General features: G+C 61.7%; 18 protein-coding genes. 11 read left to right on the top strand and 7 right to left on the bottom strand.

The features are described from left to right. Positions 1-56: 56 nt before the first annotated feature. Both hslO and FGE05_RS15555 read right to left on the bottom strand, forming a co-directional pair. Positions 57-959: an Hsp33 family molecular chaperone HslO gene (gene hslO / locus FGE05_RS15560; protein ID WP_139646281.1), complete on the bottom strand. Its 903-nt coding sequence runs from the start codon at positions 957-959 to the stop codon at positions 57-59. A 262-nt stretch (positions 960-1,221) separates the two neighbouring features. Next, positions 1,222-1,626, bottom strand: coding sequence for an RNA-binding S4 domain-containing protein (locus tag FGE05_RS15555; RefSeq protein WP_139646279.1), 405 nt, complete (start codon positions 1,624-1,626; stop codon positions 1,222-1,224). 259 nt (positions 1,627-1,885) lie between these two features. On the opposite strand from FGE05_RS15555, the gene FGE05_RS15550 reads away from it, so the two are divergent. Both FGE05_RS15550 and rimK read left to right on the top strand, forming a co-directional pair. Then, a complete protein-coding gene (locus FGE05_RS15550) occupies positions 1,886-2,350 on the top strand; it encodes an ATP-dependent zinc protease (protein ID WP_176563016.1) in 465 nt (154 codons plus the stop codon). Then, entirely contained in the window at positions 2,347-3,252 is a 906-nt protein-coding gene (rimK, locus tag FGE05_RS15545) for a 30S ribosomal protein S6--L-glutamate ligase (protein WP_139646277.1), read from the top strand. Before FGE05_RS15550 ends, rimK begins: the two co-directional genes overlap by 4 nt. Before the next feature lie 135 nt (positions 3,253-3,387). Here the strand turns inward: rimK and FGE05_RS15540 are convergent, their stop codons facing one another. Together FGE05_RS15540 and ompR are read right to left on the bottom strand one after the other, a co-directional pair. Next, positions 3,388-4,701 carry an ATP-binding protein gene (locus FGE05_RS15540; protein ID WP_139646275.1) on the bottom strand — a complete coding sequence of 438 codons (1,314 nt, stop codon included), beginning with the start codon at positions 4,699-4,701 and terminating at the stop codon, positions 3,388-3,390. 111 nt (positions 4,702-4,812) lie between these two features. Then, positions 4,813-5,553: a two-component system response regulator OmpR gene (gene ompR / locus FGE05_RS15535; RefSeq protein WP_025211284.1), complete on the bottom strand. Its 741-nt coding sequence runs from the start codon at positions 5,551-5,553 to the stop codon at positions 4,813-4,815. Positions 5,554-5,910: 357 nt separating this feature from the next. Between ompR and FGE05_RS15530 the strand changes: the two genes are divergently transcribed. The 7 genes from FGE05_RS15530 to tauD all read left to right on the top strand — a co-directional run bounded on the left by FGE05_RS15530 (position 5,911) and on the right by tauD (position 14,171). Further along, on the top strand, positions 5,911-8,235 hold the full coding sequence (locus tag FGE05_RS15530; protein ID WP_139646273.1) for a Tex family protein: 2,325 nt from the start codon (positions 5,911-5,913) through the stop codon (positions 8,233-8,235). Beyond that, complete coding sequence (locus tag FGE05_RS15525; RefSeq protein WP_139646272.1) at positions 8,235-8,618, top strand: PaaI family thioesterase; 384 nt, start codon at positions 8,235-8,237, stop codon at positions 8,616-8,618. The genes FGE05_RS15530 and FGE05_RS15525 overlap by 1 nt, the downstream gene beginning before the upstream one ends. 269 nt (positions 8,619-8,887) lie before the next feature. Then, positions 8,888-10,471 carry a glutamate--cysteine ligase gene (gene gshA, locus FGE05_RS15520; RefSeq protein ID WP_139646270.1) on the top strand — a complete coding sequence of 528 codons (1,584 nt, stop codon included), beginning with the start codon at positions 8,888-8,890 and terminating at the stop codon, positions 10,469-10,471. 173 nt (positions 10,472-10,644) lie between these two features. After that, the gene (gene tauA / locus FGE05_RS15515; RefSeq protein WP_139646267.1) at positions 10,645-11,622 is read left to right on the top strand and encodes a taurine ABC transporter substrate-binding protein; all 978 of its coding nucleotides are present in this window, start codon (positions 10,645-10,647) and stop codon (positions 11,620-11,622) included. A gap of 26 nt (positions 11,623-11,648) precedes the next feature. Then, complete coding sequence (gene tauB, locus FGE05_RS15510) at positions 11,649-12,443, top strand: taurine ABC transporter ATP-binding subunit (protein WP_139646265.1); 795 nt, start codon at positions 11,649-11,651, stop codon at positions 12,441-12,443. After that, positions 12,440-13,279 (top strand): taurine ABC transporter permease TauC, encoded by an 840-nt coding sequence (gene tauC / locus FGE05_RS15505; protein WP_139646263.1) that lies wholly within the window; start codon positions 12,440-12,442, stop codon positions 13,277-13,279. Before tauB ends, tauC begins: the two co-directional genes overlap by 4 nt. A 49-nt stretch (positions 13,280-13,328) precedes the next feature. After that, a complete protein-coding gene (tauD, locus tag FGE05_RS15500) occupies positions 13,329-14,171 on the top strand; it encodes a taurine dioxygenase (RefSeq protein ID WP_139646261.1) in 843 nt (280 codons plus the stop codon). 33 nt (positions 14,172-14,204) lie between these two features. On the opposite strand, the gene mgrA is transcribed toward tauD, so the two are convergent. Beyond that, positions 14,205-15,242, bottom strand: coding sequence for an L-glyceraldehyde 3-phosphate reductase (mgrA, locus tag FGE05_RS15495; protein ID WP_139646259.1), 1,038 nt, complete (start codon positions 15,240-15,242; stop codon positions 14,205-14,207). A 237-nt stretch (positions 15,243-15,479) separates the two neighbouring features. Then, the gene (locus FGE05_RS15490) at positions 15,480-16,370 is read right to left on the bottom strand and encodes a LysR family transcriptional regulator (RefSeq protein WP_139646257.1); all 891 of its coding nucleotides are present in this window, start codon (positions 16,368-16,370) and stop codon (positions 15,480-15,482) included. A gap of 117 nt (positions 16,371-16,487) precedes the next feature. Here FGE05_RS15490 and FGE05_RS15485 point away from each other — a divergent pair, with 117 nt between their 5' ends. Then, complete coding sequence (locus FGE05_RS15485) at positions 16,488-17,228, top strand: SDR family oxidoreductase (protein ID WP_139646255.1); 741 nt, start codon at positions 16,488-16,490, stop codon at positions 17,226-17,228. Positions 17,229-17,240: 12 nt separating this feature from the next. Here FGE05_RS15485 and betT read toward each other — a convergent pair whose 3' ends face one another. Then, a complete protein-coding gene (gene betT, locus FGE05_RS15480; protein WP_175384638.1) occupies positions 17,241-19,202 on the bottom strand; it encodes a choline transporter BetT in 1,962 nt (653 codons plus the stop codon). A gap of 581 nt (positions 19,203-19,783) precedes the next feature. Between betT and FGE05_RS15475 the strand changes: the two genes are divergently transcribed. Continuing rightward, positions 19,784-20,776, top strand: coding sequence for a D-cysteine desulfhydrase (locus FGE05_RS15475; protein WP_139646251.1), 993 nt, complete (start codon positions 19,784-19,786; stop codon positions 20,774-20,776). Positions 20,777-20,884 lie beyond the last annotated feature (108 nt).

Below are 20,884 nucleotides of genomic sequence, written 5' to 3'. Positions count from 1 at the left end.
CGTCAGTACGGCGTAAATCCGGCGTTTGTCAGGAGATTTACCTGCACTGAACCGATTCAGTGACGAGTATCTGACGGTGCATCGACACCCGCTCCGGCGAACAATTGTGCAACGTCTGCCCCATCGAACAGGTAGCGCTCGTTGCAGAACTGACAATCGATTTCAATGGCGCCGCCATGCTCGATGACCAGTTGTTGCGCATCTTCCAGACCCAGACTGACCAGCGCATTGCCGGATCGTTCACGAGAGCAACTGCATTGGAAGCGCAGCGGCAACTCGTCGAACAGGCGCACGGCTTCTTCATGATAGAGACGATGCAAGACCGTTTCGTTGTCCAGGCTCAGCAATTCGTCGGCGCTCAAGGTGCTGGCCAGAGCCGTGACGTGCTGCCAGCTGGCCTCGCGCTCTTCCGAGTCGCGGATGCGGTCGACGGGCAATTGTTGCAGCAGCAGGCCACGGGCGCGCCGCCCGTCGGCATAGAGCCAGAACCTGGTATTGGTCTGCTGGGACATGACGAAGTAATTGGTGAAGCATTCAGCCAGGGACGCGCCGTCGAGATCGACAATGCCCTGGTAGCGCTTGCCATGGGTCGGGTCGACCGTCAGGGCCAGCACACCGTCGGGCATCAGGTCGGTCAGGGTCGCGCCAGGGGCGATCTGATCGGCGTGATAGCGGGCCAGGCCTCGAATTTCGCGCTCGCTGGAGCATTCGATCATCAGCATCGGCACCGGGCCTTCGGAGCGGGCCTGGAGAATCAGCAAGCCATCGAATTTCAACGTGCCGATCAACAGCGACGCCGCCGCCATCAACTCACCGAGCAGTTGCGCCACCGGCTCCGGATAGGGGTGCTTGGCAAGGACTTCGGCATAGCTACGCTCCAACGCCACCAGCTCGCCACGGGCGTCGATGTCATCAAAGATGAAACGTTGAGTGCAGTCGTTATCCGGTAAATCAGTCATAGGAATGGGTATCTGAGGTGATGACAAAGGATGCCGGACATTTTATGGGCATTCGAGGGTGGTTCCAAGCAAGGGAGGGAATGGGACTGGGAACAGCCACACCGTTCGTTGCATCCAACATCTATCTGTGGCGAGGGGATTTATCCCCGCTGGGCTGCGTAGCGCCCCCCCAAAAAACAGGGCCACTGCGCGCCCTAGCGGGGATAAATCCCCTCGCCACAGATAGATCCCCCAGACAATGCGCATTGTTCTGGAAGCATTTTTATTCGCTGTTGCTGCCGCGAAACTTGAACAGGTCCCGACGCTGTTTCTTGCTCGGCTTGCCGTCGGTACTGACGCCCAGGGCGCCGGCCTTGCGCTGGGCAGCGGCGGCTTCGCGCCTGGCGATACTGGCTTCGGTTTCGCGATACAGGGTTTGCGCTTCAGGCGCCCCACGCCGCACGATCGACAACGCCTCGACCACTACAGTCTTCTCGTCGAACCCGGCGCGAATGACATACTCGTCCCCGACACGTGGCTCTTTGCCCGGCTTGCAACGTTCGCCCCGATGGTGGACCTTGCCACTTTCGATGGCGGCCTTGGCGAGCGCGCGTGTTTTATAGAATCGCGCCGCCCACAACCATTTATCGAGACGGACCTTGTCGTCCTCTTCCTGTTTTTGTGCCACTGCAATTCCTCTTTCTGCCAATAACCAGAACTGTACTACCGTTTTTGTCGGGCGCACGAATCCACGCCGACAGATAGAATGCCCACCGAACCGGCCTCACCGGCAAATCCTGGCCTGAAGTCGAGTGCACGAATTCGCCGCACAGGCCACTGGATAACTGTCGCCATTTTGTGATTATTCTGTGCAAATACCGCGACTCGCAGGCTCCCTGATCCGAAGTACCGATCACAGGTTGTTTTTATTGAAGACTTTTGACCATTTGACCGTTGTCGGTCTGCGCGAGTGGGTGGCGCTCCCGGATCTGGGAGTCGCGGGCCTACGGGCAAAAATAGACACCGGTGCCAGTACCTCCAGCCTGCACGCCACCGACATCGAACCATTCGAGCGTGACGGTGAGAAGTGGGTACGCTTCACCGCGCACCTGGGCACGGTGGTACAACTTCGTCATCGCCGCTGCGAAGCCCCGCTGGTGGCGCGCAAGACGATCAAAAGCTCCAACGGCCATGCCCAGGTCCGCTACGTGATCAGCACCACGCTGGCGCTCGGGGATCGGATCTGGCGGGTCGAGTTCACCCTGGCTTGCCGCAAGTCCATGCGCTATCGCCTGTTGTTGGGCTCCAAAGCCTTGATCGACGGCCAGTTGGTGGTCAATCCAGGCATCAAATACGTTCAGGACAAGCCGGCATTCCCGGTGTCCACTACCTCTGCCACAGGTGTTGCATGAAGATCGCTGTGCTGTCGCGTAATCCGCGTCTGTATTCCACTCGTCGCCTGGTTGAAGCCGGGACTGAGCGTGGCCATGAAATGGTGGTGATCGACACCCTGCGCGCCTATATGAACATCGCCAGCCACAAGCCGCAGATCCACTACCGGGGCCAGCCGCTGGAAGGGTTCGATGCGGTGATCCCGCGCATCGGGGCATCCGTGACCTTCTATGGCTGCGCCGTGCTGCGCCAGTTCGAAATGATGGGGGTGTTTCCCCTCAACGAATCCGTGGCGATTGCCCGCGCCCGGGACAAGCTGCGTTCGCTGCAGCTGCTGTCGCGGCGCGGCATCGGCCTGCCGGTCACCGGTTTTGCCCATTCACCCGACGATATTCCCGACCTGATCGCAATGGTCAATGGCGCACCGCTGGTCATCAAGGTGCTGGAAGGCACCCAGGGGATCGGCGTGGTCCTGTGCGAAACCGCGACGGCGGCAGAATCGGTGATCGAGGCATTCATGGGCCTCAAGCAGAACATCATGGTCCAGGAATACATCAAGGAAGCTGGCGGCGCGGACATCCGCTGCTTCGTGGTCGGCGACAAGGTCATCGCGTCGATGAAGCGTCAGGCCCGGCCTGGTGAGTTTCGCTCCAACCTGCATCGCGGTGGCAGCGCCAGCCTGATCAAGATCACCCCCGAAGAACGCATGACCGCCCTGCGCGCCGCAAAAGTCATGGGCCTGGCCGTGGCGGGCGTCGACATCCTGCGCTCCAATCACGGCCCTTTGGTGATGGAGGTCAATTCCTCGCCTGGCCTGGAAGGCATCGAGACCACCACGAGCAAGAACGTGGCGGGGATCATCATCGAGCACCTGGAAAAGAATGGCGGGCCGAACATGACTCGGACCAAGGGCAAGGGTTAACGCAGCCCCTTGTAGGAGCGAGCCTTTGTGGGAGCTGAGCTTGCTCGCGATAAACGATAACGCGGTTTTCAGGTAAACCGCGGCGCCTTCATCGCGAGCAAGCTCACTCCCACAGGGCTCGCTTGCGCAAGTTTGCTATACCGCATCCCTGGGCAACATCAACCCCAATGGCAACCGCACCCGCGCTTCGAGCCCGCCACCGACACGGTTGCGCAGTTCGACGTTGCCCCCGTGCATCGAGGCAATGCGCTTGACGATCGCCAGGCCCAACCCCGTGCCCTTTCCGCCTCGGGCACGGTCGCCGCGGGTGAAGGGATTGAAAATGGCTTCCAGCTCCGACGGATCGATGCCGGCGCCACGGTCCATGACGCTCAGCACCACATAAGGCGCGTTGGTGTCGCCAGAGACGTAGGCCGCGACCTCGACGCCGGCGCCGGCATGGTTCAGGGCATTGCCGATCAGGTTGTTCAGCAACCGCTTCATCGACACCCGGCGCAACGGGAACGGCTGGATCGGCTCCAGCTGCAGGTGCACTTTTTCGTCTCCCTGGTTATAGGGGGCGACCACTTCCCGCACCAACTCGCTGAGGTCCACTTCCTCCACCGACTCATCCCGTCCATCGCGAATGAATGCCAGGAACTGGTCGAGAATCGCATCCATGTCTTCGATGTCACGGACCATTTCACGGGTCAGGTCGGTGCGCTCCCCCATCAGTTCCAGGGACAGCCGCAACCGGGTCAACGGTGTGCGCAGGTCGTGGGAGACACCGGCGAGCATCAGTTCACGCTCGCGGCCGGCCTGCTCGACGTCTTCGGCCATCTGGTTGAAGGCCCGGTACACCTCGGTCATTTCACTGGGCGTGTCACTGATGGGCAGTCGCACGCTGCGCCCCTGGCCCAACTGTCGTGCCGCGTAGACCAGGCGTTTCAACGGTTGGTTGAGCTGGCTGACGAAGATCCACGCCGACGCAGTCGATAGCAGACCGATAGCCAGGAACCAGCCAAGTACGTTCCAGATTTTCTGGCCACGCAGGGGGTGCGGGTACAACGGCACCTTCAGCCAGCCGTCCCCCAGGCTTGGGGCACGCACCCACAACGCCGGGGGCGAATGCATACGCAGGCGCACCTCGGTATCGGCGCCCAGTTCGGCCTGCATCTGCCGCTGATAGATCTCGCTGTAGGGCCAGTGCTGTTCGCCTTCGGGCACACCGGCACCGACCACCCGGATCAGCGTCGCCGCCTCGGCGATCTTCGCACGATTGGTTTCATCGGCCGCCCAATAGGCCCGCAGGGTCAAGGCAACGCCGTGACTGTACTGGCGGTCCACCAGGACGTCTTCATTCATCAGCAGGTAGACCAACGTCAGCGCCTTGGAAAAGAGCACGACGATCAGCACCAGCCAGAGGGTGCGGGAGAAGAAACTCTGGGGGAACCAAACGGGGGTTTTCATGGATAACCGCTACACACTTGCAGGAGCGAGCGATGCTCGCATACTGACGGACGCGAGTCGCCTGGAGGAAGATTTCAACCCGCCAGGCCACTCGCTCCTACAAATCGCCGATCACTTGCTGGCGGCGCCGTCCGGCACGAACACATAGCCCACGCCCCAGACAGTCTGGATATAGCGCGGCTTGGAAGGATCGGGCTCGATCATCCGGCGCAGGCGCGAAATCTGTACGTCGATGGAACGCTCCAGCGCATCCCACTCGCGACCACGGGCCAGGTTCATCAGTTTGTCTCGGGTCAGCGGTTGACGGGCGTTCATCACCAGGGCCTTGAGCACGGCGAACTCGCCGGTGGTCAGCATGTGAATTTCATCGCCACGCTTGAGCTCACGGGTGGCCAGGGACAGCTCGTAGTCGCCGAAGGTCACGCTTTCGTCTTCGCTGCCCGGGGCACCCGGCACCGGGGCCGACTGACGACGCAGGACCGCCTTGACCCGGGCCATGAGCTCGTCGGGGTTGAACGGCTTGGCCAGGTAATCGTCAGCGCCCAGTTCCAGGCCCTTGATACGGCTCAGCTCGTCGCCCTTGGCAGTGAGCATGATGATCGGGATCTGGTTGTTGGCGCCGCGCAGGCGGCGGCAGGCCGTCAAGCCGTCTTCGCCAGGCAGCATCAGGTCGAGAACCACCAGGTTGAAGACTTCACGGGCCAGCAGCCGATCCATCTGTTCGGTATTGGGTACGGTGCGGGCCCGGTAGCCCTTGCTGACGAAAAAACGCTCCAGCAGGCTGCTCAGCCCTGGGTCATCGTCAACGATAAGAATTTTTTCGCCTTCAGCAGTTTGTGCAGTGCTGCTCATAGGAAGCTCCTTTGATCTCGGCGCGCATTATGGCCTAGCTGCCGTTATACGCACCGTGTGCATTGTTAGCAGATTTTTCCTCCATCTCCACAAATACGGGTATCGGACCTACAGGTCATGACACCCCCGAAGGGCGGAACGCTGGTTATAATGCGCGGCCTTTTGTGCCTGGGGATGTCGAATCGTTACCTCGACGGGACTTTTCCCCTCTGGCCAGGCAGCACTTTTTGAATTTCGCGGGTCAACAGGCAGCCTCTTTTGACCCAGGCAGCGGCCCACGCCAGGTCGCTCAACCAGTCTCGCCGAGCCCTGTTCCTGCGCCGGCGGGCCTGATTTCATAATTTGTCAGGTGGTTTTATGGACAGCATCAACAGCCGCATCGCCGAAGAACTCGGCGTACGCCCACAACAGGTCGAAGCGGCCGTCGCGCTACTCGATGAAGGCTCCACGGTGCCTTTTATCGCCCGTTACCGGAAAGAAGTGACCGGCAGCCTCGATGACACCCAATTGCGTCATCTGGAGGAGCGCCTGCGCTACCTGCGTGAACTCGACGAACGGCGTATAAGCATCCTGGCCAGCATCCAGGAGCAGGGCAAGTTGACTCCGGCGCTCGAGCGCGACATCAAGCTGGCGGACACCAAGACCCGCCTCGAAGACTTGTACCTGCCCTACAAACAGAAGCGCCGCACCAAGGGTCAGATCGCTCTGGAAGCCGGTCTTGGCGAACTGGCCGACGGGCTGTTCAACGACCCGACCCTGGCGCCCGAAGCCGAAGCCGCGCGTTTCGTCGATGCCAAAAAGGGCGTGGCGGACGTGAAAGCGGCGCTGGAAGGCGCCAAGTACATCCTCATGGAGCGCTTCGCCGAAGACGCCAATCTGCTGGAAAAGCTGCGCAACTTCCTGAAACAGGAAGCCATCCTCAGTGCCCGCGTGATTGCCGGCAAGGAAGAGGAAGGGGCGAAGTTCCGTGACTACTTCGAACATGACGAGCCGCTCAAGAGCGTGCCGTCCCACCGCGCCCTGGCGATTTTCCGTGGCCGCAACGAAGGCATCCTCAGCTCCGCGCTGAAAGTCGGCGATGAATTGCCCGGCACCATGCACCCCTGTGAAGGCATGATCGGCCAGCAGTTCGGCATCCAGAACCAGAACCGCGCCGCCGACAAATGGTTGGCAGAGGTGGTGCGCTGGACCTGGAAGGTCAAGCTCTACACCCACCTGGAAACCGACCTGTTGGGCGAATTGCGGGACAACGCCGAAACCGAGGCAATCAACGTCTTCGCCCACAACCTGCACGACCTGCTGCTGGCGGCACCGGCCGGCCCACGCGCCACCTTGGGCCTGGACCCGGGCCTGCGTACCGGCTGCAAGGTGGCGGTGGTGGATTCCACCGGCAAGCTGTTGGACCACACGACGGTCTATCCTCACGTCCCGCACAACAAATGGGACCAGACCCTCGCGGTGCTCGCGGCCTTGTGCGCCAAGCACTCGGTGGACCTGATCGCCATCGGCAACGGCACCGCCAGCCGTGAAACGGACAAGCTGGCCGCCGAGCTGATCAAGAAATACCCGGCCATGAAGATGACCAAAGTCATGGTGTCCGAGGCTGGCGCTTCTGTTTATTCGGCGTCGGAACTGGCGTCCAGGGAGTTCCCGGACCTGGACGTGTCGATCCGTGGCGCGGTATCGATTGCCCGCCGCCTGCAGGATCCGCTGGCGGAGCTGGTGAAGATCGACCCGAAATCCATCGGTGTCGGCCAGTACCAGCACGACGTGTCCCAGTTGAAGCTGGCCCGCGGCCTGGACGCCGTGGTGGAAGACTGCGTAAACGCCGTGGGCGTGGACGTGAATACCGCTTCGGTGGCGCTGCTGGCGCGGATCTCGGGCCTCAACGCTACGCTGGCGCAGAACATCGTCACCCACCGCGATGAGCACGGCGCCTTCAAGACCCGCGCCGCGTTGAAGAAAGTCCCGCGCCTGGGGGAAAAAACCTTCGAACAGGCCGCCGGCTTCCTGCGCGTCATGAACGGCGACAACCCGCTGGATTCGTCGGCCGTCCACCCTGAAGCCTACCCGCTGGTGCAACGCATCGCCGCCCAGACCGATCGCGACATCCGCTCACTGATCGGCGACGCTTCGTTCCTCAAACGCCTGGATCCGAAGAAATTCACCGACGAAACCTTCGGCCTGCCCACCGTCACCGACATCCTGCAGGAGCTGGAGAAACCGGGCCGTGACCCGCGTCCCGAGTTCAAGACCGCGGAATTCCAGGAAGGCGTCGAAGACCTCAAGGACCTGCAACCCGGCATGATTCTCGAGGGCGTGGTGACCAACGTCACCAATTTCGGGGCGTTCGTCGACATCGGCGTGCATCAGGACGGTCTGGTGCACATTTCGGCCTTGTCGGAGAAATTCATCAAGGACCCGCGCGAAGCCGTGAAGGCCGGTGATGTGGTGAAAGTGAAGGTCATGGAGGTCGACATTCCGCGCAAGCGCGTCGGCCTGTCGATGCGCATGAGCGACACGCCCGGCGAGAAAGTCGACGGAGCCCGCGGCCCTCGTCCAGGCTCCGCGCCGCGTCAGTCGCAGAACACCGCGCCGCGCAAGGAGACCGCCACGGCGGCTCCGGCCAACAATGCCATGGCCTCGCTGTTCGCCAACGCCAAGCAGTTGAAGAAACGCTGATGGACACGCCGGCCGGGTTGGTGGAAAGCGCCTTCTTCAAGCTGCTCGGCTGTCGCCTGCACAGCCTGGGGGACGGGGTGGCGCAAGTTGCCCTGGCCCTGGAGCCGCCGTTGCGCAATCGCGGCGGCAAGCTGCACGGCGGCGCACTGTTCAGCCTGGTGGACATCGCCATGGGCCTGGCTTGTTCCAGTGTCCATGGCTTTGATCAGCAGAGCGCAACCATCGAGTGCAAGATCAACTACATCCGCGCCGTGTCCGACGGCGAGGTGCTGTGCACGGCCCGGGTCATCCACCCGGGGCGGCGCACACTGGTGGTCGAGGCCGAGGTGACCCAAGGCGACAAGCTGGTCGCAAAAGCACAAGGCACCTTCGCTGTCCTATAGCTCCCTGTCATCGATTTGAGTTAATTTCGGCGCAACAGAAACAGCGTCGCAACTCCCTGTGGGAGCGAGCCTGCTCGCGATAACGGTGTGTCAGTCGCATCAACGCAGCTGATTCACCGCAATCGCGAGCAGGCTCGCTCCCACAGGAGACTGCGGTGATCCGTTCTTGGCCGTACAAAACCAGGCGATAACGCCAGTTTCAACTTCACCCTTGTAGAGCGCCTTGCCCACCCCCATATTGGGGCGACTGACGCGTGAAGGAATTCAACTTGAGCGACCTCTTAAACCGCCGCCTGGCCCTGCTCGGCGAGCGCGCCAACCTCTCCCTGCTCGAGCAGTGCCTGCACGGTATCGAACGTGAATGCCTGCGTGTCACGGACAGTGGGCGCCTGGCGTTGACCCCGCATCCCGAAGCCCTGGGCTCGGCGCTGACCAACGAGCAGATCACCACCGACTACTCCGAGTCGCTGCTGGAATTCATCACCCCCGCCCTGGCGGACCCGGCCGATACCCTGAGCAGCCTCGACAGGATCCACCGGTTTGTCTACAGCAAACTCGGCGATGAATACCTGTGGAGTCCGTCGATGCCGTGTCCGCTGCCGGCGGAAGAAGAGATCCCGATCGCGTATTACGGCACCTCGAACATCGGTCGACTCAAGTACGTCTATCGCCAGGGCCTGGCCCTGCGCTACGGCAAGACCATGCAATGCATCGCCGGGATCCACTACAACTTCTCCCTGCCGGAAAAACTCTGGCCGCTGCTTCGGCAGGCCGAGGCGGCCGACACCACCGACCGTGATTTCCAGTCGCAGGCCTACATCGCGCTGATCCGTAATTTCCGTCGCTACAGCTGGCTGCTGATGTACCTGTTCGGTGCCTCGCCGGCCCTGGACGCCGGTTTCCTGCGTGGTCGCCCACACCAGTTGGAACAACTGGACCCGGACACCCTGTACCTGCCCTATGCCACCAGCCTGCGCATGAGCGACCTGGGCTACCAGAGCAACGCCCAGGCCGGCCTGACGCCGTGCTACAACGACCTGGCCAGCTACACCGACAGCCTGCGTAAAGCGGTGGCGACGCCTTATGCGCCGTATGTCGAAGTTGGCACCCATCGGAACGGTGAGTGGGTACAGCTCAACACCAACATCCTGCAGATCGAAAACGAGTACTACTCCAACATCCGCCCCAAACGCGTGACCTATACCGGCGAACGTCCGATCCAGGCCTTGATGGCCCGGGGCATTCAGTACGTGGAAGTACGCTGCCTGGACATCAACCCGTTCCTGCCATTGGGCATCGACATCACTGAATCGCATTTCCTCGATGCGTTCCTGTTGTATTGCGGTCTCAGCGAAAGCCCGTTGTTCGAAAGCGGCGAATGCAGCAATGCCACGAACAACTTCCTGACCGTGGTCAAGGAAGGCCGCAAGCCGGGCCTGCAGTTGCAACGCCAGGGCCAATCGGTGGACATGCAGGCGTGGGCCATCGAGCTGCTGGAACAGATCGCACCGCTGGCGGCGTTGCTCGACCAGAGCCAGGGTAGCGATGCCCACCGCCAGGCCCTGGACGCACAACTGGCGAAGGTGCGGGATCCGTCCCTGACCCCATCCGCGCAGGTATTGGCGGCCATGGCGGAACATCAGGAAAGCTTCGCCCAGTTCTCCCTGCGCCAGAGCAAAGCCCACGCCGAGTTCTTCCGTGCCGAACCGTTGCCTGCCCAGGAGCAGGCCGCGTTCGAAACAGCCGCTCGCGAGTCCCTGGCCCAGCAAGCCGAGCTGGAACAGAACGAAGTGGGAGATTTCGATGTGTTCGTGGGGTCGTATCAGGCGAGCATCCTGGCGATCAGTAACTGAGCCCTGGGGCGAGGGAGCTTGCTCCTTCGCCCCCACAAGCCGCACAACCGTCCCTTCGCGATAGACTTTTTCGCTGATAAGCTCATGCGAAAAAGTTATTTATTTTTGAATTCTTAGATCATTTAGTCTCCTCCAACGCCGAACATCCGGCGGCCTGTCGAGGAGCTTTTCCCATGACTTTGAGTTTTCCCCTTCGCCTTCTCGCAGCCGCTTCCCTGGCCGCTTCGAGTCTGTTTGCCCAAGCCGCCGACCTGACCGTCGCCTACCAGACCACCGTCGACCCGGCCAAAGTCGCCCAGGCCGACGGCGCCTATGAAAAAGCCACCCAGGCCAGCATCGACTGGCGCAAATTCGATAATGGCGCCGACGTCATCACCGCCATCGCCTCGGGCGACGTGCAGATCGGCTACCTCGGTTCCAGCCCGCTGACCGCCGCCATCACTCGCAAGGTCCCGGTGGAAACCTTCCTCATCGCCACCCAGATCGGCGCCGCCGAGGCCCTGGTAGTTCGCGACGGTTCCGGGATCAAGACCCCGCAGGACCTGATCGGCAAGAAGATCGCCGTACCGTTCGTTTCCACCGGCCACTACAGCCTGCTCGCCGCATTGAAGCACTGGGACATCGACCCGTCGAAGGTCACCGTACTCAACCTCGCGCCACCGGCCATCATCGCCGCCTGGAAGCGTGGCGACATCGATGCCACCTATGTCTGGGACCCGGCCCTGGGCGTGGCCAAGGAGAACGGCAAGGTGCTGATCACCTCGGCGGAGGTGGCCAAATTCGGCGCGCCAACTTTCGATGCCTGGATCGTGCGCAAGGACTTCGCCCAGAAACACCCTGAAATCGTCACCGCCTTCGCCAAAGTCACCTTGGACGCCTACGCCCAATACCGCAAGGATCCGCAAGCCTGGCTGGCGAACACGGCCAACATCGACAAGCTGGTGAAACTCTCCGGCGCCAAGGCCAGCGACATCCCGCTGTTGCTGCAAGGCAACGTGTATCCACTGGCGGCGGACCAGGTCGTGAGCCTCGGCGCGCCGACCACCCAGGCCATCACCAACACCGCCGCGTTTCTCAAGGAGCAGGGCAAGGTGGAAGCGGTTCTGCCCGACTACGCCCCTTACGTGAGCGCCAAATACATCACTCACTGATCGCCAGGAAAAAGGGAGTCACTGCAATGGCCTTGCTACAGCTGGAGCGCATCGGCGCACAGTACCCCGGGGCGTCGGAAGCCGTGTTGACGGACATTTCTATGACCCTGGGGCCGCAGCAACTGCTGATTGCCCTGGGGCCGTCCGGCAGCGGCAAGACCTCGCTGCTGAACCTGATCGCCGGATTCGTCCAGCCCAGCGCCGGACAGATCACTCTGGACGGCGCGCCGGTCCTGGGGCCCGGCGCCGAACGTGGCGTGGTGTTCCAGGACGACGCGCTGCTGCCTTGGCAGGATGTGCTGGCAAATGTCGGCTTCGGCCTGGAGCTGGCCGGGGTCGCCAGGGAACCGCGCGAAGCCCGCGCCCGGGAAATGCTCGCCTTGGTGGGCCTGGCCGGTTTCGAGCAACGCCGCGTCTGGCAGCTCTCCGGTGGCCAGAAGCAACGCGTCGGCCTGGCCCGGGCGCTGGCGGCCGACCCACGCGTGCTGCTGATGGACGAACCCTTCGGCGCCCTGGATGCCTTCACCCGTGAACAGATGCAGGAGCTGTTGCTGCAGGTCTGGCAACGCACTGCCAAACCGGTGTTCCTGATTACCCATGACATCGAAGAGGCCGTGTTCCTCGCCACCGAACTGATCCTGCTGGCGCCCAACCCGGGGCGGATTGTCGAACGGCTGCGCCTGGACTTCAGCCAGCGCTACCGGGCGGGGGAGTCCGCGCGGTCGATCAAGTCCGACCCTCGCTTCATCGACATCCGTGAACATGTGCTTGCCAAAGTGTTCGCCCAACGCAGCGCCACCCGGCGCGAGGAGCCAAGATGAGCAGCTATGAAATCCCGGCAGTGGTCGGCGAACCCACAGTCAAGGACCCAGCCCATCGCCCCCGGCATCCCTTGAGTACGCGATGGATCAGCGGCCTGACCCTGATCACGCTGCTGGCCCTGTGGTGGGCGGTGACGGCAAGCGGGCTGGTCGAACCATTATTCCTGCCCTCTCCTTCCGCCGTGCTGCAAAAAGGCTGGCTGCTGGCGACCAGTGGCTACATGGACGCCACGCTCTGGCAGCACCTGGGCGCGAGCCTCGGACGGATCGGCCTGGGCCTGTTGCTGGCCGTGCTGACGGCGGTGCCGGTGGGCATTGCCATCGGTTCCAGCCGTATCGCCCGGGGCGTGTTCGATCCGTTGATCGAGTTCTATCGGCCGATTCCGCCGCTGGCCTACCTGCCGCTGATCGTGATCTGGTGCGGCATCGGCGAATTGTCGAAAGTGCTGCTGATCTACCTGGCGATTTTCGCCCCGATTGCCATCGCCACCGCCACCGGTGTGCGCACGGTCGACCCGGCCAAGGTACGGGCCGCGCAATCCCTGGGAGCGACGCCGGCACAGTTGATTCGCCACGTGATCCTGCCCAGCGCCCTGCCCGATATCCTCACCGGCATTCGCATCGGCCTGGGTGTGGGCTGGTCGACACTGGTGGCCGCCGAACTGATCGCCGCCACCAGCGGCCTGGGGTTCATGGTGCAGTCAGCGGCGCAGTTTCTGGTCACCGATGTGGTGGTGCTGGGGATCCTGGTCATTGCACTCATCGCCTTCGCCATGGAAATGAGCTTGCGTGCTGTGCAACGCAAACTGGTGCCGTGGCATGGCCAGGCCCATTGAGACCGAATGACCACGCCGACCATTCGGCGCCCAATCCAGGAAAACAACGATGAACCACCCAACCGTCACCCCGTTGAGTATCGCCCTTGGCGCGCAGATCAGCGGGATCGATATCAGTCAGCCGCTGGGGATGGAGCAGCGGGATTTCATTGAGCAGGCATTGCTCGAACACCAGGTGCTGTTCTTTCGGGACCAGCCTATCGACCCGGTCCAGCAGGCACGTTTCGCCGCCTGTTTTGGCGACCTGCATATTCACCCCATCTACCCCAATGTGCCTGGGCAGCCCGAAGTGCTGGTGCTCGACACAGCCGTCACCGATGTTCGCGACAACGCCATCTGGCACACCGACGTGACCTTCCTGCCAACCCCGGCCATGGGTGCGGTGCTCAGCGCCAAGCTGCTGCCGGCGTTCGGTGGCGATACGTTATGGGCCAGCGGCATTGCCGCTTACGAAGCCTTGTCGGCGCCTTTGAAAAGCCTGCTTCAAGGCCTGACGGCCACCCACGATTTCACTCGCTCCTTTCCCCTGGAGCGCTTTGGTCATACCGCCGCGGACCAGGCTCGTTGGGAGGAAACTCGGCGGAAAAATCCACCGCTGTCCCATCCGGTGGTTCGCACCCATCCGGTGAGCGGTCGCCGGTCGCTGTTCGTCAACGAAGGCTTTACCACCCGCATCAATGAACTGTCCGAAACCGAAAGCGAAGCCATCCTGAAACTGCTGTTCGCCCATGCCACCCGCCCGGAGTTCACCCTTCGCTGGCGCTGGCAGGTCAATGACGTGGCGTTCTGGGACAACCGCGTGACCCAGCATTTCGCCGTGGACGACTACCGGCCTGCCCGACGCGTGATGCACCGGGCGACAGTGCTGGGGGATGTGCCGTTTTTCAAGTGAACAGAAGATTGGGTCACCTTTGTGGCGAGGGGATTACTCCGCCGACGAAGGCTTCTCCCAGAGATTGATACCGCCCTCCTGGGCAAATCGATCGATCTCCGCCAGTTCCTCGGCACTGAATTCCAGGTTCTTCAGCGCTCCGACGTTCTCGACGATCTGCTCCGGGCGGCTGGCGCCGATCAGGGCAGACGTGACCCGAGGATCGCGCAGGGTCCAGGCCAGGGCCATTTGTGCCAGGCTTTGGCCGCGTCGCTGGGCAATCTCGTTGAGGGCACGCACATGGGCGATGTTTTCCTCCGACAGGTGCGAAGCCTGCAACGAACCGCCACCCGGACGATTGACCCGTGCATCGGACGGAATGCCCTTGAGGTACTTGTCCGTGAGCAGGCCCTGGGCCAACGGGGTAAAGGCGATCACGCCGGTACCCAATTCGTCGGTGGCGTCCAACAGGTCTTTTTCCACCCAGCGGTTGAGCAGGTTGTAGGCCGGCTGGTGGATCAGTAACGGGATTTTCCACTCCTTGAGCAACGTCGCCATTTCCCGGGTTTTTACCCCGGAATAGGAAGAAATACCGACGTACAACGCCTTGCCTTGTTGCACCGCCGTCGCCAGGGCACTGGCGGTTTCTTCCAGTGGGGTGTCCGGATCGAAGCGGTGGGAATAAAAGATATCCACATAGTCGAGCCCCAGGCGTTGCAGGCTCTGATCGAGGCTGGCCAGCACGTACTTGCGCGACCCGCCGCCCTGGCCATACGGTCCGGGCCACATGTCCCAACCGGCCTTGCTGGAGATGATCAACTCGTCGCGGTAGTGCTTGAAATCTTCACGCAACAACCGACCAAAATTGATCTCGGCGCTGCCGTAGGGCGGGCCGTAGTTGTTCGCCAGATCGAAGTGGTTGATGCCCAGGTCAAACGCCGTGCGCAACAAGGCACGCTGGGTGTCGATCGGCGTGCTGTCGCCGAAGTTGTGCCACAACCCCAGCGACAACGCCGGCAACACCAACCCGCTGCGACCAACGCGGCGATAGGGAATGGACTCGTAGCGATTTTCAGCAGCGATGTAGGTCATCGAAGGCTCTCTGTTCGGGGACGATGTGGATGGCAGAAGCTAACATTTCACAGACGCATCGTTCAGCTCGAAAGTTCGCGTAGTCGCCCGGAAAGAGCATTGCAGCGAGATCAAATGTGGGAGCGAGCCTGCTCGCGATAGCGGCGGAACAGGCAATGATACGTCGGCAGAAAAGGCCTCATCGCGAGCAGGCTCGCTCCCACAGACGGCGCAGCGATCACAAGCTCGAAATAAGCGCTAACGTGCCTCGGCAAACACCTCCGCCACCCAATCCACAAACACCCGCACCCGCGGCGAAAGGTGACGGTTGTGCGGGTAGAGCACCGATATCGGCATGGGCGGCGGTGGGGTGGCCGTGAGGATTTCCTGGACCAGGCCCTGTTGGATCTGCGTTTCCATCCGATAGTGCGGGCATTGGATCAGGCCCAGGCCGGCGATGGCCGAGGCGGCGTATATTTCGGCACCGAACACCGAGAGCGCCCCCTCGATAGCCACTTCCTTGAGTTCGCCCTCGACCATGAACTGGAACGGATACTGTTTGGCGGTGGTGCGTGAAACGTAGTTCACCGCCCGGTGCCGGCTCAGGTCGTCGAGGTTCTTCGGTTCGCCGTACTGGCGCAAATAGGCTGGGCTGGCGCAGGTGATCTGGCGCAGGGTGGCGACACGCCGACCAATCAATGATGAATCCCCCAGCGTGCCGGCCCGCAGCACGCAATCGATCCCTTCGCTGATCAGGTCGACGAAACGATCGGCCTCGCTGATGGACAACTCGATATCGGGGTAGCGGGCCATGAATTGTGGTAGCGCCGGGATCACGAAATGCCGGGCCAGGGTCCCGTGCAAGTCCACCCGCAGCCGCCCCTTGGGTGCCACGCTACGAAACGCCAGTTCGGCTTCTTCGAGTTCCGCCAGCAGTTGAACGCAGCGTGGGTAATACGCCTCGCCGTCCAGTGTCGGCCGCACCTTGCGGGTGCTGCGCTCCAGCAGGCGCACCCCCAGCCAGGTTTCGAACTGATTGAGGGTATGAGTCAGCGTGGCACGGGGCAGGTTCAGGTCATCGGCGGCCAGGGTAAAACTGCTGCGCTCGTAGATGCGCACGAACACCTTCATCGCCTTGACCTGATCCATGGATTTCCTCGCCCTTATTGTTGGTGATTATTGAATAGTCAAGGCAACTCTCATGTATTTATCGGGGTAAGTAAACATGTGAATCTGGATTCACTCCACCCAACGAAGGAAACAGCCATGTCGACTCAAACCGCCAAAGTAGCCATTGTCACCGGAGCCTCTCGCGGCATCGGTGCTGAAATCGCCAAGCAATTGGCCCACGACGGCTTCGCTGTCGCCATCAACTACGCCAGCAGTGCTACCGAAGCCTCGAAGCTGGTGGTGCAGTTGCGCCAGGCTGGCCACCGGGCTATAGCGATCAAGGCCGACGTGTCTTCTGCCGCCGACGTTCGTCAGATGTTCGATGAGACAGAGGCGCAGTTGGGCAAGGTCGATGTGCTGATCAATAACGCAGGGATCCTGCAGGTGATGCCCCTGGCGCAACACAGTGACGAATTGTTCGACCAGACCTTCGCGATCAACACCCGTGGCACGTTCAATACCTTGCGCGAAGCCGCGACCCGCCTGAATGATGGCGGCCGCATCGTGAACTTCTCCAGTAGCACCGTTGGCCTGAACCTGCCCGGTTATTCGGTGTACATCGCCAGCAAGGCGGCGGTGGAATCGCTGACCCAGGTATTCGCCAAGGAGCTGCGCGGCCGCCAGATCACGGTCAATGCCATCGCTCCCGGCCCGGTGGCGACCGAACTGTTCATGCACGGCAAGAGCGAAGAACAGATCCAGCAGCACGCCAAGATGCCGCCCCTGGAGCGCCTCGGCCAGCCGGAAGACATTGCCAGCATCGTTTCCTTCCTGGTGAGCCCGGCCGCCGGGTGGGTGAATGGTCAGGTCCTGCGGGCCAACGGCGGGCTTGTCTGAGATAGCAGCCGATCAGCGCACCAAGTGCAGGAACTGCATGTGCCGCTCGTACTGGTCGAGGACGTCGTTGATGATCTGTTCCTTGGTATAGCCCATCAGGTCGTAGTCCTGACTGCCTTCGCTCAAATGCACCTCGGCGCGGTAGTAACGACGGTTGTTGATCTGCTTGGAGCCCATGCCGCCCCGGGCGAAGGATGGCGTGAAGTAGCCGCGCATCTGCACCTGGTAGATGAACGGGTGCTGCTCGCCATGGCCGATTTCCAGGCTGACGCTGTCGTTGGCCGGGTCGGGCTGAGTCATCACCGCCAGACCTTTCTCGGCGAACACCGCTTTCACCTCCTCGATGGCCGGACGCACCGTGGTGTCGAGGAAGCGATAGACCTCGTCCCGGGACGGGAAATGCACCGCCTGGCTCAAGCGCTGGCGCCAGCCGCCCTTACCTCGACGTGAACCCGACACCGGCGCCAGGGAATGCAATTGCGCGATCTGCTTCTGAGACTCAAGGTGAAACGCTTTATGCAGGCCCCACATCATCAACAACAGGATCAGCGAGAACGGCAGTGAAGTCAGCACCACCGCCGATTTCAGCGCATCGATGCTGCCGGAGAACAGCAGCGCACTGGTCACCAGGGCGGTCATCGCCCCCCAGAACACCCGCAGCCATTTCGGCCCGTCTTCATCAGCATTGCCGCCCTTGGCCGAGAGCGTTGACAGCACCACGGTGCCGGAGTCGGCCGAGGTGACAAAGAACACGAAGCTGATGAACACCGTGACCGCGATGACCGTCTTGCTCCACGGGTAGGTTTCCAGCAGCAGGTAAAGACTCATCGACGGATTGTCCAGGGCTGACATGCCCAGGGCGCTCATGCCGTGGTTGAGTACCTGGTCGATGGCACTGTTGCCGAAGATCGACATCCACGCGAGAGTGAAACCCAAGGGGATCAGCAACACGCCAAACACGAATTCACGGATGGTACGACCACGGGAAATCCGCGCGATGAACAGCCCCACGAATGGCGACCAGGCGATCCACCAGGCCCAATAGAACACCGTCCAGCCCCCCAGCCAGTCGCTGGGTTTGTTGTAGGCATAGAGATCGAAACTCTTCATCGGCAAGGCGCCGAGGTAATCGCCCACATTCTGGATCAGGGTGTTGAGCAAATGCTGGGTCGGCCCGGCAAACAGCACGAACAGCAGCAGCGCACAGGCCAGCAGCATGTTGATGTCGGACATGACCCGCACGCCCTTATCGACGCCGGCCACCGCCACGATGATCGCCGCCCCCATCATCAGCACGATCAGGCCGACCTGAATCCACTGGGTATGCGGGATGCCCAGCAGGTAATCGAGACCGGAATTGAGGTGCAGGACCCCAAACCCCATGTCGGCGCCGAGGCCGAACACGGTCGCGATGATGCCGAAGCCATCGACGGCATAGCCGATGGGACCATTGATGCGTTTGCCGATCAGCGGACACAACGCCGAACGCAGCGCCAGCGGCAGGTTGTGCCGATAGGCAAAGTACGCCAGGGCCATGCCGACGAACGCAAACACGCCCCAGCCGTGCAGGCCCCAATGCAGAAACAGTATCTGCATGGCTTGGCGCGCCGCATCGGCAGTGCCGGCCTCGCCTTGGGGCGGCTGCGCCAGATGGGTCAGCGGCTCGGAGACGCAAAAGAAGAACAGCGTGATGCTGATCCCGGCGGCGAACAACATACCGGCCCAGGACAGGTAACTGAATTCGGGCTCGTCGTGGTCGGCACCGAGCTTGATCTTGCCGTAGCCGGACAAGGCGGTGACCACCACGAAGACCAGATACAGGGCCATCGCCAGCAGGTAATACCAGCCGACTGTGTTGGCCGCCCAGTTCTGCGCCGCCAGCAACCAGGCGCCGGCTTGTTCGGGCAGGGCAATCACCACCAGGCCGAACAACAGGATAAAAGTCGCCGCGAAGTAGAATACCGGCGGGTTCATGCGGACCAGGCCGCTGGATGGAAGGGACGAGGCACTCATGAGCGAAGCACCCCGATGTGGGAAACCGTGACAGTCGATAACGGACTCGGCAAAGGCAAGCCTCCTGTTGTGAGCGGGCAGCAAACCAATGGTTTAACTTGAATGAACGTTCAATTTAAACATGAATAGGCAGCTAAGGACTAATCGTCGGGCTCGGCGGTACGTGCTTCACACTAGCCCAAGGAAAGGTATGACGTTGTTCAGCGCGCTTTTGTTTCATTCGCGGTAACCACCTACGCTTCCTGTGGGAGCAAGACTGGCCCTAGTGTCAGTCAGTTGAGTCACAAACCTGTGGGAGCAAGACTGGCTCTAGTGTCAGTCAGTTGAGTCACAAACCTGTGGGAGCAAAGCTTGCTCGCGATTGCGGTAAGCCAGTCAGCAAAGATGTTGACCGGTCTATCGCTATCGCGAGCAAGCTTTGCTCCCACAGCCAACAGTTCATATTGCGAACAAGACCAGAGAGCCCCCAGATACGATTGACGGTTGCCCGAGAATATCGGCGTGCCTATAGTCCAGACATTGCCTACAACCAGTACGGACTCATGATCAAACAACAGCTGTCCCGCTTTAACCGTCTCGAATTGCTCGGCCATCCGACACCGCTGGAAAAACTCGAACGCCTCTCCACCTGGCTCGGCCGCGATCTTTACATCAAGCGCGACGACCTGACGCCCCTGGCCCTGGGTGGCAACAAGCTGCGCAAGCTCGAATACCTCGCCGCCGACGCCTTGGCCCAGGGAGCCGACACCCTGATTACCGCCGGCGCGATCCAGTCCAACCATGTGCGCCAGACTGCCGCACTGGCCGCCAGGCTGGGCCTGGGTTGCGTGGCGCTGCTGGAAAACCCCATCGGCACCGAAGATGCCAATTACCTGGGCAATGGCAACCGATTGCTGTTGGAGCTGTTCGATGCCAAGGTCGAACTGGTGGAAAACCTGGATAACGCCGACGAGCAACTGCAAGCCCTGGCTGCCCGGCTGCGCAACAACGGCAAGAAGCCATATCTGGTGCCGATTGGTGGCTCAAACGCCCTGGGCGCTTTGGGGTACGTGCGCGCCGGCCTGGAGTTGGCCGAGCAGATCAAGGACACCGGCCTGGACTTCGCCGCCGTGGTGCTGGCCTCGGGCAGCGCCGGTACCCACAGCGGCCTGGCCCTGGCCTTGAGTGAAACCCTGCCGCAACTTCCAGTGATTGGCGTCACGGTATCGCGCAGCGAGGAAGACCAGTTCCCTAAGGTCCAAGGGCTTGCCGAGCGTGTCGCCCAGTTGCTTGAGGTAGCGCTTCCAGAGGCCTTCAAGGTGAACCTGTGGGACGAATATTTCGCTCCTCGCTACGGTGAGCCGAACGCCGGTACGCTGGCAGCGGTCAAGCTGCTGGCAAGCCTCGAAGGCCTGCTGCTGGATCCGGTCTACACCGGCAAGGCCATGGCCGGCCTGCTCGACGGCATTGGCCGCGACCGTTTCGACGAGGGTCCGATCATCTTCCTGCACACCGGCGGGGCACCGGCGCTGTTTGCCTACAACGCCGCGTTCTGAAAGAAGTGAGAGCAGCACCTTCTTGTGAGAGCGAGCCTGCTCGCGATGACTGTGGATCAGTCAAATAGCCGCTGACTGACACACCACCATCGCGAGCAGGCTCGCTCC

Origin of the sequence: Pseudomonas sp. ICMP22404 (genome assembly GCF_006227205.1) — a bacterium.
GTDB lineage: Bacteria > Pseudomonadota > Gammaproteobacteria > Pseudomonadales > Pseudomonadaceae > Aquipseudomonas.
Note: the sequence above shows the minus strand (reverse complement) of the source record. Positions and strands in the feature narration are given on the sequence as shown.

Excerpts from the sequence above, each read along its gene's own strand:
- rimK (WP_139646277.1), top strand. The coding sequence starts at position 2,347 with ATGAAGATCGCTGTGCTGTCGCGTAATCCGCGTCTGTATTCCACTCGT.
- FGE05_RS15485 (WP_139646255.1), top strand. The coding sequence starts at position 16,488 with ATGTCGACTCAAACCGCCAAAGTAGCCATTGTCACCGGAGCCTCTCGC.
- mgrA (WP_139646259.1), bottom strand. The coding sequence starts at position 15,242 with ATGACCTACATCGCTGCTGAAAATCGCTACGAGTCCATTCCCTATCGC.
- ompR (WP_025211284.1), bottom strand. The coding sequence starts at position 5,553 with ATGAGCAGCACTGCACAAACTGCTGAAGGCGAAAAAATTCTTATCGTT.
- tauB (WP_139646265.1), top strand. The coding sequence starts at position 11,649 with ATGGCCTTGCTACAGCTGGAGCGCATCGGCGCACAGTACCCCGGGGCG.
- FGE05_RS15540 (WP_139646275.1), bottom strand. The coding sequence starts at position 4,701 with ATGAAAACCCCCGTTTGGTTCCCCCAGAGTTTCTTCTCCCGCACCCTC.
- tauC (WP_139646263.1), top strand. The coding sequence starts at position 12,440 with ATGAGCAGCTATGAAATCCCGGCAGTGGTCGGCGAACCCACAGTCAAG.
- FGE05_RS15530 (WP_139646273.1), top strand. The coding sequence starts at position 5,911 with ATGGACAGCATCAACAGCCGCATCGCCGAAGAACTCGGCGTACGCCCA.
- tauD (WP_139646261.1), top strand. The coding sequence starts at position 13,329 with ATGAACCACCCAACCGTCACCCCGTTGAGTATCGCCCTTGGCGCGCAG.
- FGE05_RS15490 (WP_139646257.1), bottom strand. The coding sequence starts at position 16,370 with ATGGATCAGGTCAAGGCGATGAAGGTGTTCGTGCGCATCTACGAGCGC.
- FGE05_RS15475 (WP_139646251.1), top strand. The coding sequence starts at position 19,784 with ATGATCAAACAACAGCTGTCCCGCTTTAACCGTCTCGAATTGCTCGGC.
- tauA (WP_139646267.1), top strand. The coding sequence starts at position 10,645 with ATGACTTTGAGTTTTCCCCTTCGCCTTCTCGCAGCCGCTTCCCTGGCC.
- FGE05_RS15525 (WP_139646272.1), top strand. The coding sequence starts at position 8,235 with ATGGACACGCCGGCCGGGTTGGTGGAAAGCGCCTTCTTCAAGCTGCTC.
- betT (WP_175384638.1), bottom strand. The coding sequence starts at position 19,202 with ATGAACCCGCCGGTATTCTACTTCGCGGCGACTTTTATCCTGTTGTTC.
- hslO (WP_139646281.1), bottom strand. The coding sequence starts at position 959 with ATGACTGATTTACCGGATAACGACTGCACTCAACGTTTCATCTTTGAT.